The sequence below is a fragment of the Oleiphilus messinensis genome, assembly GCF_002162375.1.
GTDB lineage: Bacteria > Pseudomonadota > Gammaproteobacteria > Pseudomonadales > Oleiphilaceae > Oleiphilus > Oleiphilus messinensis.
This window is the reverse complement of sequence record NZ_CP021425.1, coordinates 4,273,522-4,286,135: the sequence shown is the minus strand read 5'-3', so window position 1 is coordinate 4,286,135 and position 12,614 is coordinate 4,273,522. Positions and strand designations below refer to the sequence as shown.

The 12,614-nt window shown below is 48.5% G+C and carries 9 protein-coding genes; 3 read left to right on the top strand and 6 right to left on the bottom strand.

Features of this window, described 5'->3' with window-relative positions; all coding sequences use genetic code 11:
* Positions 1 to 24 precede the first annotated feature (24 nt).
* From OLMES_RS18670 to OLMES_RS18655, 4 genes are all read right to left on the bottom strand, one after another.
* Positions 25 to 672 (bottom strand): chemotaxis protein CheW, encoded by a 648-nt coding sequence (locus tag OLMES_RS18670; protein ID WP_087462653.1) that lies wholly within the window; start codon positions 670 to 672, stop codon positions 25 to 27.
* A gap of 9 nt (positions 673 to 681) precedes the next feature.
* A complete protein-coding gene (locus OLMES_RS18665) occupies positions 682 to 1,044 on the bottom strand; it encodes a response regulator (RefSeq protein WP_087462652.1) in 363 nt (120 codons plus the stop codon).
* 37 nt (positions 1,045 to 1,081) lie between these two features.
* Positions 1,082 to 1,843: a response regulator gene (locus OLMES_RS18660; RefSeq protein ID WP_087462651.1), complete on the bottom strand. Its 762-nt coding sequence runs from the start codon at positions 1,841 to 1,843 to the stop codon at positions 1,082 to 1,084.
* Positions 1,844 to 2,657: 814 nt separating this feature from the next.
* Positions 2,658 to 3,839, bottom strand: a complete 1,182-nt coding sequence (locus OLMES_RS18655) for a 1-acyl-sn-glycerol-3-phosphate acyltransferase (protein ID WP_087462650.1) — start codon at positions 3,837 to 3,839, stop codon at positions 2,658 to 2,660.
* Positions 3,840 to 4,108: 269 nt separating this feature from the next.
* Here OLMES_RS18655 and fabA point away from each other — a divergent pair, with 269 nt between their 5' ends.
* Positions 4,109 to 4,648 carry a bifunctional 3-hydroxydecanoyl-ACP dehydratase/trans-2-decenoyl-ACP isomerase gene (gene fabA / locus OLMES_RS18650; protein ID WP_198343034.1) on the top strand — a complete coding sequence of 180 codons (540 nt, stop codon included), beginning with the start codon at positions 4,109 to 4,111 and terminating at the stop codon, positions 4,646 to 4,648.
* Between the two features lie 285 nt (positions 4,649 to 4,933).
* A complete protein-coding gene (locus tag OLMES_RS18645) occupies positions 4,934 to 9,499 on the top strand; it encodes an ATP-binding protein (protein ID WP_087462648.1) in 4,566 nt (1,521 codons plus the stop codon).
* A gap of 45 nt (positions 9,500 to 9,544) precedes the next feature.
* Here the strand turns inward: OLMES_RS18645 and OLMES_RS18640 are convergent, their stop codons facing one another.
* Positions 9,545 to 11,056, bottom strand: a complete 1,512-nt coding sequence (locus OLMES_RS18640) for a tryptophan 7-halogenase (protein WP_157678379.1) — start codon at positions 11,054 to 11,056, stop codon at positions 9,545 to 9,547.
* Positions 11,057 to 11,258: 202 nt separating this feature from the next.
* Between OLMES_RS18640 and OLMES_RS18635 the strand changes: the two genes are divergently transcribed.
* Entirely contained in the window at positions 11,259 to 11,498 is a 240-nt protein-coding gene (locus OLMES_RS18635; RefSeq protein ID WP_157678378.1) for an acyl carrier protein, read from the top strand.
* A 76-nt stretch (positions 11,499 to 11,574) separates the two neighbouring features.
* Here the strand turns inward: OLMES_RS18635 and OLMES_RS18630 are convergent, their stop codons facing one another.
* Positions 11,575 to 12,426 (bottom strand): thioesterase II family protein, encoded by an 852-nt coding sequence (locus OLMES_RS18630; RefSeq protein WP_087462646.1) that lies wholly within the window; start codon positions 12,424 to 12,426, stop codon positions 11,575 to 11,577.
* Positions 12,427 to 12,614 lie beyond the last annotated feature (188 nt).

Sequence of the window (12,614 nt, the reverse complement as noted above, 5' to 3'; positions counted from 1 at the left end):
CTCTCCTTGAAATTGGCCGGGGTTTTACGCTGCATTGAGTGACGCCTGGTTAATGAGTTGGCAAAATGAGTCAATGTGCCATTCGCACCAGATACCTTGGAAACGGTAGTGATGACCGATACAGCTTTGCATTCTGTCCGGCAGTGGTATTTGCATTTTCAGCTGTGCTCCCGAAGGTAGGTTGATTTTTTTCGGGAAGTGCTGGATGGTTATTGCAAAGGACTCTGGACCACGTTCGAAATGCAGCACGTAGGATAATGCCTCAGAGGTGGCGGCTGACTTAACAGCCAATTCCGGCTGTGCCATGTGTATGCCCAGAAAAGTCTCCAGACGAATCACAGGTACAATATGACTGCGCACATTCATGTAGCCTTTTAACCAATCCGGGCTGAAGGGAACGGCACAGATGTCGGGTGCTTCAATTAACTCTTTATTGCTGTCCGTTCCGATGAGTAAACCAATCCCCTCTGATGCATCGGGCAGGTTCGAACCCAGTTTCAATGAAAACCAGGTGTGCTCCTTATCCAGGTTCGTGGAAAAGGCGGAGTGTTCCGACGAGAGGGGTGGACTCGTTTCGGAGTCTTGAGCCTGATCCCCCATGGATTTGGCCTGATCGATGCGGATCCTGCTTTGAGCTTCCAGTAATTTGATCGCTTCAGAGGGGCTTAGCATGGTTTTTCTCTATGCGTAAGTTGATAGTTGTGCAAGGATGTCTTCATTCTTGAAGGGCTTAGAAATTAGCGCTTTAGCGCCTTGTTTTGCGGCCCAGATATGGTCAACTTTCTGATTTTTGCTGGAAACGAAAACCACCGGAATATTCAACAGATCAGGATCTTGATTGATTTCCCGACAGGTGCTGAATCCGTCCATTTCACCCATGATAATATCCAGCAGAATCAAGTTAGGCTTCTCGCTTCGAGCCTTGTCGAGTGCTTCCTGTCCTGATCGGGCAGTGATCGTTTGATAGGATGCCGAGGTAACAACGGATTCGAGGTGCTTCAGGTCTGTTTCGCTGTCATCAACGATAAGTACTTTCTTAGTCATGCTCTTTTCCTTTACCTTTTCCTTCACTGTTTATGATTTACCGGCCATATACCGGCATGTTATCGATGCTCGTTGTGTGCTCTGGGGCACCAACATAACGTTGTAGAACCTGGGCTAATTCCTGATCTTTCGGGGGTTTGGTGATGTAGCCGTCACAACCGGATATTTTTGCTTTGACTCGATTAATGGCAGATGATTTGCTGGTCAGCATGACGACTTTCGACTGGCTGTGGGCCTTAATCATTTTGCAGGCGGTATAGCCATCCATTCCTGGCATCATGACATCCATAAAGACCAGGTCATATTCATTGTCTTGTGCTTGCACGATGGCCGCTTCGCCACTCTCGGCAATATCAATTACCGTATTCCCGTCCAGAAAATGGCGCAGTTTTTCATTCAGGAACGTTTGCACTGCGGGGCTATCATCTACGATCAGAACCCGCTTGCCCTGGCGCGAGGATTCGCGGCTACTGGGTTCACTCATGACTTTTTGCAATGCATCCGCCAGTCGACGGAAAATGAGCGGTCGTGTAAGTTGAATATCAGCGCCCTTAATCGGGGATTTTTGTCGTGAGATGACAATGGTTTTTTCGAACCAGCTGTGTGACTTGAGTTCATACCACGTGCGTCTTGAGGCTTCACTGTCCGCGTCAACGATAAGCAGTTGTCCGCCGGATTGCCCAGGGTGGTCGGCTAATTCGAAGTTGCCAAGCCAGGTTGTACTCAGTTGTGAAAGATTTTTGAGCAAAACCATGTCTCGCTCGAGCAATCCAACATGGGAGATTATGATCTTTTTCACGATAGCCTCGTCGATCCTTAATTCCGTGAGCGTTTAAGTTAATCCTGTACGTTCCCTTTTGATGACTGGACTGATTTCTCCAGAGGGGCCTCAGCAGGTGTGATATCGATTATTGGGAGAGCTGGGGCGTAAAGTCAAAAGTCAAAAATGTGTTCAAAAACGACGATTGGTGTAAGTTAATGTAAGAAAGTGTAAGAGGTGTAAAAGTGGGTGACGATAGGTTTGGTTATGTAAAAATATGTAAGTATTTTGGGTTGCGTAGACTCATTGAGGTTCAGTGTCAGGTGAGCGCTAAACTTTTCAAATCTGACGAGGCTTTCACAGTCAGGTTGCAAGCTCTATGTTTTTAAGTGCAAGAATTAAAAGGGGTATTTATTCAAGAAATGGAGGTTGGTTCAAGCCAGGGTCTGTAGATCTGGATTTTACGTGTTTCAGCCAGGGGACTTGCTTAAAAGCTGTCTGCTTAATTTCCCGTGAAAAAAGGGAGAAGATAGCGTACCGTTACATTCACCCATAAGTTATTGTCAAATAATGACTTTGTGTTCAAAATCCACATTCCGTCTGCACCTCAATTATCTTGGGGATCTCCTGCTAAGGGTATATAACGAGAAGGGTAGTGGCGGTGAAAAGCTGAAAATCGCGTCATAAAAGATTTGGTGGAACCGTAACAAAATGTATCTGTAAGTGGGTATTGTTGCAGATTGTAACAGGGTGTGTCTGCAGGGCTTGTTTGTGTAACAAGCCCGGTTACAAAAATCCGTTTAACTTTGCAAAAATTTATGCGGTTTTTCTCGGATTTTAGCCGAGGTTAGGTTCACTCTGTCCGGTGCCGGGATTGGAATGTAAGGAGTGGTTGTGCATAGCTTTGTAAAACGCGTTCTCGTTCTAATGGCGTTGCATCGCGAAGCCTTTCAATTAATGCATCCTTTGCCTGATCGATATCTTGGGACGTAACATCCGGGGATTCAGGTGCTACTGTAGAGGCTACAGAATTATTGAGCAGCTCTGCTGCCGCGTAGTTCACGGGAAAGAGCCGGTATCGGCTCTGGATGGATTGATCAATTGCGCGAGTCAATGTGCTGTAGTCTGTAAATAGGGCCGAATTTTTGTGGAAATCTGCATCAAAATTGAAAACAATCCGGCCTTTGTGTCCGATTAAACCATCTCTGACCGCCTGCAAATCCGATAGACCTGCTCTTACGTATTCACCCTGTTCTTGCTCAATTAAATCCCGTGCTTTCTGCAGGTCGCATGGATCCCACTCATAAGACAGGCTGACAGGCACGATACGAAGATGTTGCAAGTACTCATCCGCACCCATTTCTTTCGGCTTACCTAAACCAAGCATTTTAATTAATGCGGGATTGGTTTGATCGGTGTTGTCTTTGGAGCGGCCTTCACGTTGTGCAATCCAGATATTTCCCTGTTTATTGAAAAACAAGTGCCTTATAAAAGCGCTTTGTGTGCGTAAGGCGCGCACCATGGCTTTCGGGCTTTTTACAGAGCGTAAAACGGCAAAACATTTGTTGAGTCGGGCCACTCGATTCCCGGACTCGTCGATTAACAGGTTGTCACCAATGGCACAATGGCAGCTGCCGAATCCTTGGGTGAGCAGAGCCCAGTTCAGGAGCATCGGATCCAACAGGATATCGCGGTGGTTACTGATAAACAGGTAATTGTTTGCGGGATCAAGTCGATCAAGACCAATGGTTTCAACTTGCTTCAAGGTGCTGGCCATGGCAATTTGCAAAAACTTCAATTCGAAGTGTTGTAAATCATCGATCGTTTGAGCAGTGCGAAGTTTGTTTAAAAACAGGGTGATAAAGTCGGTATTGTCCTGGTTTGGCATGACGGCGTCGAACAACTCGTGCAACTGTCTCAAAAAGTTCGGATGTTGAACCAGCTGCTCTGTTTCGCTTTTAACAAGGCTGTCATCAAAGTGACTTATTATTTCGAAGTCGTCTAGCCATTCCTGATGAAGATCGTGCTGATTCATTATCGATGCGGTCCTTAAGAGTCAATCTCAGTTGCGTTCAGGGGCAACCCCTGCCAGCGGCAAAGTGTACGGGAAATCCTGTGTTGCGAAAACCTCAATACAAAAAGTCATAAACTGATGACATTGGGTCAAGCCAGGAATGAAACGCGGTTTTAGAATAGTGTAGGAGGTTGCGTTAATGATTCCTTTAAATCATTAAGTTTGCGTGACCGTTTTTCTACATTACGAAACTGTAGCCCTCTCTTCAGGGTTATTGAAAGGAAAGACTGATGCTGCAAAAATCGAGCTACTCGAACCGTGAACTTCAATTACTCGCGGCGGAGCAGGCCAGTGTTAAAGAGGGTAGCCATATCATGCAGCTGCCTCAAGGGAATATGAAGATGCTGGATCGGATTGTCCAGATCAGTGATCAGGGTGGGCAATATGGTCGAGGTGAGCTCATCGCAGAGTACGATGTAACGCCGGATGCCTGGTTTTTTGCCTGCCACTTTCCAGGTGATCCAGTAATGCCGGGTTGCCTGGGGCTGGATGGCCTCTGGCAGTCGTTGGGGTTCTATCTGGCCTGGTCCGGAGGAGAAGGCAAGGGGCGGGCGCTCGGCGTGGGTACGGTAAAGTTTTTCGGAGAAGTTTTACCGGATTGCAAAACCGTTCGCTACCATCTTCATATTAAAAAAATCCTGCGAAAAGATGTATCGGTCGCATTCGCTGACGGAGAGGTCTTTGCTGACGGCGTAAAAATTTATTCTGCGGCAAGCTTGAGAGTCGGTATGATCAAAGGCAACCCCGAAACACCGGGGACGGGAGAGTGAATGTGAATTGGTCGATGGCTTTGACCATCTAGACTTGATTTTCGATTGTGAAGACCCATCTTTTCATGGATCTTGCACCGTTGGTCTGGTGACCGGAATTCTGGTGTTCACAGCTGCGACAGGGTAGGCAATAATACCGTTGAACATCATATTCCCTTATACTCACCGGGCGGGAAACAATTTATTTTTAAGCTACATTTCTGAGTTAACCCTGTAAATGTAGTTTTTGAGCAATACTTTTTAAGTAACGATTTTTCTAGTAACTACTGTTGGCGAATTTGATATATGCGCACACCTGAGCAACGGAAACAACATGCAGCGGCAGACCTGTTCATGGAGATTGAACGTCTGGCAGAACAAATCAAGGCTGGCCTCAAGGCTGACTCACCCAGCTCGATGGAGGCCTCACCCTCTGTTCTGGACGGTCAAAGGGACGCGACCAACGTTTCCGGAGCGATCCGTTTCGATGGTGTCGGTACAGCATTTCTCAAAAAAGAGCAGTTACAGCACAATGTTGATAATCTGCGCCGCTTGAGCGGGGATCAGTATCGGGATGTTGTTATTGATCCGGTAGAGAGTAGTGACCGCTGGTCTGCCGTCAGGGTAATCAAACAGTTGACCACCAAACTCTATGGTGAACGCAAGCACGGCTCCTTGTATCTTGCGCAAGGTGAGGTGAACACGCCAGAAGGGCCTCTTAAGCTGGCCTTCATGGCGCAAAACCGAAAAGTCAGTAATGGTGTGTGGGATCCAGAACATCATCGCCTCGCGACAAAGTGGGCGCGGGAAATGGAAAGTAAACATTGCCCGATCATTACCTTTATGGACACCCCGGGAGCGAACGCAGGTGTCGAGGCAAACCAGCATAACCAGGCGCACAGTATTTCTGAATTGATTGCCGTTATGGCGGATCTCACTGTGCCTGTGGTGGGTATTGTGCTCGGTACCGGCTATTCCGGTGGCGCGATTCCGTTAGCTGCCAGTAACGTGATGCTTGCAGTAAAAGATGCATTGTTTAGTACCATCCAACCCAAAGGTCTGGCGGCGATTGCCCGCAAGCAGCGGCTTTCCTGGCAAGCCTGTGCACAGCTGGTTGGCGTTCATGCGGCTGAGTTGGCGCTGGACGGCATTGTTGATGGCGTCGTTAATTACTCCCCGGCAGATGGCGCGTTTAATATTGAAAATCTGCGAGAAGCGATACTGGAGTCACTGGCCTGGATTCGAACAGAGTCCCGGCATGTCTTGAAAGAAATCACCAATGTCGCGCCCTCTTACCTGGAAAACAGTATCCGGTACAGCACCGGCAATCGGGATCGTCGCATTTTGCACGACTATGACATCGCGACTTATCCCTCTGTTTTTGAGTATGCGCTGAAAGTTCAAAAGGCCGTGTTGTTGAGAACCCGTCTCACCACGGGATCGGTAGAACAGATTTTAAATCAATCCGAGGCTGCCGTTACACCCGAAGGTAATGGCGCTCAGGATCATCTGGCGGAGATTTTGGCAGAGCGCTTTGAACAATGGCTTGGCCGCAAAGAGCGAATTGTTTACGAGGATACGCTGCAACGGGTTTGGACCCGCCTGAAAGAAACCTCCGAACACCGGGGTGAAAAGCGGAGTTATGTTGCGGCCTTGTTGTTCGGGGATCCGGAAGATGAATTCGAGAAAGCGTACAATGAGTTGTGCTTCGAAATCGCGTTCCACCTCTATAATGGCTGGCAAGGCGATGCGTCACATCACTTGGCAAAATTGACCAACTACCTGGCCACAGCTGATGCGGAGTATTCTGCAGATCAATTTGCTGCCGATCAGTTATCGGTTCTCGATGTTATCCGTGATCCACAATACAAGGATGTCCTGTCCCAGTATTGCCAGCAGTTAATATTACTGGATCGGATGTACGAGGTCATTCTGGACGGTATGACCGATATCGTTACGGAATTGGCTGAAAAAAGTCGATTGTCCCGTGAATTGATGTGCCATTTGATGGATCAAGCCGGGCTTTCCGATGATCAGCGCATGCAATTCCTGCGCTGGATTGTTCAGGCCCGTGAGACAGGTAATCTGGCTCGCTATATGCAAACTGCGGAGCAATGGAAACGTACCCAGCATCCGCGGATGTCAGAAGTGCTGTTTGTGGTTGCCAGTTACTTCTTTGATCGCCTGTTCCCTGACTACTACGCCTCGCTGGATGAGGGAAAATCATTCTCCGGCCAGTTTACCCCGGTGTCCATCGGGCGGCGAAAAGACTTCTGGAATCGCCTGGTTCAAGCGGAAAAAGATTTGCGTATCCAGGCCATTCTTAACAGTTCAAAGCCCTCGGCTTTCTTTCAGCCCCATGACATTATCAGTAAATTTTTTACTGACTTTGAGGAGCTGGATGCGGATCTTACATCGGCCAATCCGCGAAATTTCCCCGGTTTCGGTGAGGCGATTAAAAAACAAAGCCAGAAAGGTGGAACGACCTCTGGCGTAATCACCGGGATCGCACGATTCCAGGTGGAAGGCCATTCTTCCGCGCAGATGGGCGTGTTGGTTTCAAACCATGCGTTTCAGGCGGGGGCCTTTGATATGTCCAGTGCCGAACGGTTCTGTCGACTCATGACAGAATGCACCCGGCAACAGATACCGGTTGTGTGTTTTGTCTGCTCTGGCGGGATGCAAACCAAAGAAGGTGCATCGGCTTTGTTTTCCATGGCGGTGGTCAACGAGCACTTGAATCGATTTGTGTCTGAAGTGGGCTTACCGGTGCTTGTTTTTGGCTACGGAGACTGTACCGGAGGGGCTCAAGCGAGTTTTGTTACCCATCCACTGGTTCATACCTGGTATTTTTCCGGCACCAATATGCCGTTTGCAGGCCGTATTGTAGTGCCGGATTTTCTGCCGGTAACGGCGACCTTGTCGAATTACCTGTCTCGTGTTTCAGACAGTATGGAAGGGTTGGTGCAAAACCCCTTCATTGAAGATCTGGATCCGCGTCTGAAAGTGATTGACCCGGATATCCCAACCCCGTCCGTGGGCGTGCCCGAAGTTATTCAGAACTGGATGGAAAAACGGATCCCTGCGCAAACCGGGCTACAAAAGCGCGGTGAAACAGAGGTTGCGCAGCGTTTTGATAAGTTCGAGAGCGTGTTGATCCATGCCCGGGGTTGTACTGCGGTGAAATTGATCGCGCAAGTACAGCAGGCTGGCTTGAAGGTGATTCTGGTACAGTCCGATCCGGACATGACCTCTGTCGCTGCAGAAATGCTTCGTCAGGAAGATGAGCTGGTTTGTCTGGGGGGCTTCACATCGGATGAAAGTTACCTGAATGGCGAAAGTGTGTTGCGTATCGCCAAGTTGCACGGAGCACAGGCTCTGCACCCGGGAATTGGTTTCCTTTCGGAGAACAGTGACTTTGCTTATCAGTGTCTCGCAAGAGGCTTGAATTTCATCGGCCCAAGTCCGTCCAGTATGGCGATGATGGGGGACAAGTCGCAGGCAATCAATACCGCCCTTCGCCTGAACGTTCCCGTCGTGCCCGGGAGTCATGGCTTGTTAAAAGATGAAGAAGATGCGATGGCGATTGCCAGAGAAATTGGCTTCCCGGTAATTCTGAAAGCTGCCCATGGTGGTGGTGGAAAGGGCATCGTTGTCGTTGAAGATGAAGCCTCATTAATCGCTAAATTTTTGACAATAAAAGCCGAAGCACGCAGTAGTTTTGGTCGGGATGATATCTACCTCGAACGATTTGTGACCCGGTTCCGTCATATCGAAGTGCAGTTGTTGCGAGATTCCCACGGTAATACACAGGTCGTTGGCTTGCGTGATTGCAGTGTGCAGCGAAATAAACAAAAAATTGTCGAGGAGTCCGGTTCGACATTGCTGCCGGAACACCAAGGTGTGTTGGCAAAAGAGTGCGCAGCCAAGCTTGCTGATGCCTGCGACTATAACGGCGCAGGTACCGTTGAGTACATTTATGACCTCGACCGCGACCAACTGTATTTCATGGAAATGAATACCCGATTGCAAGTTGAGCATCCGGTTACAGAACTGGTGAGCGGGGTTAACATCGTGCACCAGCAACTGTTGATTGCCCAAGGCGAGTCAATTGCTGAGCTCAAGCATGGCGAGGATGGATACGCCGTTGAGGTGCGAATTAACGCGGAGCAGGTTTCTGTTCGCAATGGTGAAATCAAGGTTGAGCCTACGCCTGGCAAAGTCGAACTTTGTGACTTCCCGGATGACCCGGATATCACCCGCATTGTTTCTGTGGGATCCGATAAAACGGTACCGCCGTATTACGATAACCTTATTGCCCAGATTGTGGCTTACGGTACAGACCGAAATGATGCCGTGCAGAAACTGAGCAATTATCTCGCACGGGTCAAGCTGGACGGTGTTAGCTCGAATATCCCGCTACTGACATTTATTTTGAAAGATGATGTATTCCTTTCCGGTGATTACGATACCGATTACCTTCCGGAATTAGCCAAGCGTCGGCCCGAAGAATTGAGTGCGCATCTGGGTAAAGCCAGGGTTGAGGATTCCGCTACCGAGCTGGATGATATTAAAGTGGATGGATCGGATGAATTGAAGGTATTCGCGCCTTCCAACAGTATACTGTATCGCTCTCCGGCTCCAAACAAGCCCGCGTTCATTCAAGAGGGGGATATGATCACCACAGATCAAACCCTGTGTTTGCTGGAAGTGATGAAGATGTTCCAGCCGCTGACGCTGGCGAGTTTCAATCAAAAAAGGGGACCACTCTATCCTGACGGCAGTAAATACAAGGTGACTCACATCAAAGGCTCAGATGGTCAGCAGATCAATAAAGGAGACCTGTTGTTTGTTGTGAAGCCTGTGGCCTGATCTCTGTGGCCTGATCCCTCTAACTGCGGTGTCAGCACACCGCAGTTATTGATACCACTCCCAATCCGGGCTTTTTATAATTGCCAATGCCTCTTGAGCACTCAGGGCGTTTTGTTCAGCTTGTTCTCGATAGTAATGTTGATGCGTACGCCAACGTACTTTATCGGCCTCTGAGAGTGGGGGATGGGAATAAACTGATGCTGCAGTCGGATATGGGTGCTTCATGCCGACCATAATCGTCAAGTAGCCATCGATGCCAAATGGGTCACTTTCTGGTAAAAATGCCCTCATCAAGCGGTTGTCAGGTCCATAGGTTTCATAAAACTGGAGCATTTCGGAAATTAAATCGCCGGTAACGGTTTCGGAATTGCATGTTTGCCAAAAAGAATTATCCAGCAGGGTATTCAATTTGTAGTGCAGTGTTAAAAAGCGTCGTGTTGCTTCCCATTGAGTATCGACATAGTGATTATATAAGTCCCGTATCATCTGGTTGGGTGCGCCTTGCGAGGCTTTCAAGGCGTCGACCAGCTTTTTGCTCTGGGCACAGATGATACCTATGGATGTTGCCTCCAGGGGTTCAACAAAACCACTGGCATTGCCAATCGCGACGACGTTTTTTTCCCAACTGCGTGCATATTTCCCGGGAGTGAATTTGATCTCATGCAAGTCTCCCAGTAGCGGATTTTCGGTTCTGAACTCTGTTTCTGCTGCATCTCGTGAGAGAAAGGACGACGAGTAGACGTAGCCTCGATTGATATGGCTTTCATGGTCAATTCGCCATGACCACCCGGCATTCATTGTATCTGATGTCGTGTAAGGGCGTATTGCTTCGGTTGTACGTTTCCAGGTGCCGATCAGTGCGCGATCACAAAAAAGCGAAGACTCAAAGCTTTGAAACGGAATGTTCAGGTGTTGGTGCAGCAATACGGACTTAAAACCCGATGCATCAATGAATAGGTCTGCTTCAAGTGTATTTCCATCCTCGAGTAAGAAGCTTGATACGCCCCGTTCCGAGCAGGTCGCGCTACTGACCTTTTTGTCTATCAATGGAATACCCAAAGCTTCAGCCTGGCTTTCGAGATAATCTACAAAGCGCGTATTTTCGAGGTGAAATACGGCATCATTCAGTATGAGCGGGTCGCCGTTGGGTTTCTTTACAAAAGCCATATCAACATCCATCAATGATGAATATTGGCAGGTGTGCAGAAAGTTATCCTGGCAATAGAACCCGTTTGGGTAAGCAAGGTCATCCCATTGCCAGTCACAGTTGGGTGAAAATGCATAGTTGAATGCGCCTCGTCGTCCCCAGCGGAATTTGATGCCCAGTTTCCAGCTTGGATTGACCTGGCGATAAAATTCGCCGCGATCCAGTCCCAGATAGTCAAAAAAGAATGGGTTGAAACTGCCGAGTGTGCCTTCGCCAACGCCAATGACGCCGATTGCCTTGCTGCGAATGAGTTTGATGGATAGCTCCGGGCAGTGTTTGCGTAAGGTTATCGCGCTAATGAGCCCGGCCGTTCCGCCACCCAAAACGACAACATCTGTAATCTTTTTCATCCATTTATCCAAATAAAATTGCACACAATAGGCGTGGAGTTTTGCGGTTGTATGAACAACGCTTGAATTCATTGCATCTTGATCTGTTGCGATGGAATAGTAAATCCGTTATTCAATTGAGTCCGTCAACATTCTGTCATAGTGGCTTCATAAAATAGTCACAAGTCAAATCGGCTTACCTGTTTATATGGAGAAATATGCGATGTCAGATATGTTTGAGCAAGTGAAAAAAGTGATTTGTGAGCAACTGGATATTGAACCAGAGCAAGTGACGCCTGAAGCTCGTTTTATCGAAGATTTGGGTGCAGACTCGTTGGACACTGTCGAGTTGGTCATGGCGTTCGAAGAAGAGTTTGATGTGGAAATTCCAGAGGATCAAGCAGAGAAAATCCAGTCGGTTCAAGACGTGCTGGATCTTGTTGCAGAAGCGGTTGCAGCTTAATACCGCGCTTTGTGTCAGGGATGCACCACTGAAGTCCGTACGCTTTTCATATCGGTATCAGTGGTGAAGTCTCTGGTTAGGTCGTTTGCTCTGTGAACCTTGTTGCGCCCGTTGCCTGACGTTTTTTATGATTTGATGTCAGTGTGGTGAGTAATATTTCTTGCACTTTTAATTTTTGGTTGTTGATGAAAAAGTGATCACCCTCCAGCATAAAACAGTGAAAATCTGCCAGGGTTAACTCTGCCCAGGCCCTGACCTGAGTTTGTGGCACATCATTAAGGTCTGAGAGTCCACCCAGAGCCGTGACGGGTATGTCCAGTGGTTCACGGGATTGGAACTTGTAACTTTCCAGAAGCCCGAAATCCGCTCGCAGTGTTGGCAGAAAAAACGCCAATAGCTCGCGATCCCTCAGCAGCTCCTGTGGGGTGCCCCCAAGTCGAATTAATTGTTCTATAAATGCCGCTTCGGGTAGCGATGATAATATTCTGGGTCGGCGTCGTGTCTCGGGCCATTCACAATGTGGCGCACTGTGCCCGGACACAAACAGGTGTTCAGGGGATATGCCATAATGCTCATTGAGATAATGACAGAGTTCAAAAGCGATCAAGCTGCCCAATGAGTGGCCGAAGAGGGAAAACGGTTGAGTGCGAGGCTTGTGGTTGGTACCTGTGTTGTCATTTGAAATTGTACCGTGAATCGCTTCGGCCAATGGTGGAATCAACGATTCCATGTTTTCTATGGTCGCTTCCTGAAAGCGCTCGGCCCGTCCGGGTAGCTGCACAGCTCTGAGGTCAATCGCGTGCTCGAGATCCTTGCGCCAGGTATGGAAGTACTGTGCGCTGCCGCCTGAAAAGGGGATGCAGATGAGTGCAGGGCGGTCAGTAGCGAGTTCAGATGTTGGCGGAATCAACCAGGGAGAGTGCGTCATTCAAGTACTTCCATTAATCCGGATTTGTTTTTCCTGTGCAGGAATTCAGGAACAGTTTAGGCATACAGCAGCAGTGTAGGCATACAGGAGCAGTGTAGGCATACAGGAGCAGTGTAGGCATACAGGAATAGTGTAGCAGCTGAAGTCTTTACCTGCAGAGGGCAGACCCGGCGTTAGGCCGGGTTGCT

Excerpts from the sequence above, each read along its gene's own strand:
- OLMES_RS18670 (WP_087462653.1), bottom strand. The coding sequence starts at position 672 with ATGCTAAGCCCCTCTGAAGCGATCAAATTACTGGAAGCTCAAAGCAGG.
- OLMES_RS18665 (WP_087462652.1), bottom strand. The coding sequence starts at position 1,044 with ATGACTAAGAAAGTACTTATCGTTGATGACAGCGAAACAGACCTGAAG.
- OLMES_RS18655 (WP_087462650.1), bottom strand. The coding sequence starts at position 3,839 with ATGAATCAGCACGATCTTCATCAGGAATGGCTAGACGACTTCGAAATA.
- fabA (WP_198343034.1), top strand. The coding sequence starts at position 4,109 with ATGCTGCAAAAATCGAGCTACTCGAACCGTGAACTTCAATTACTCGCG.
- OLMES_RS18645 (WP_087462648.1), top strand. The coding sequence starts at position 4,934 with ATGCGCACACCTGAGCAACGGAAACAACATGCAGCGGCAGACCTGTTC.
- OLMES_RS18640 (WP_157678379.1), bottom strand. The coding sequence starts at position 11,056 with ATGAAAAAGATTACAGATGTTGTCGTTTTGGGTGGCGGAACGGCCGGG.
- OLMES_RS18635 (WP_157678378.1), top strand. The coding sequence starts at position 11,259 with ATGTCAGATATGTTTGAGCAAGTGAAAAAAGTGATTTGTGAGCAACTG.
- OLMES_RS18630 (WP_087462646.1), bottom strand. The coding sequence starts at position 12,426 with ATGACGCACTCTCCCTGGTTGATTCCGCCAACATCTGAACTCGCTACT.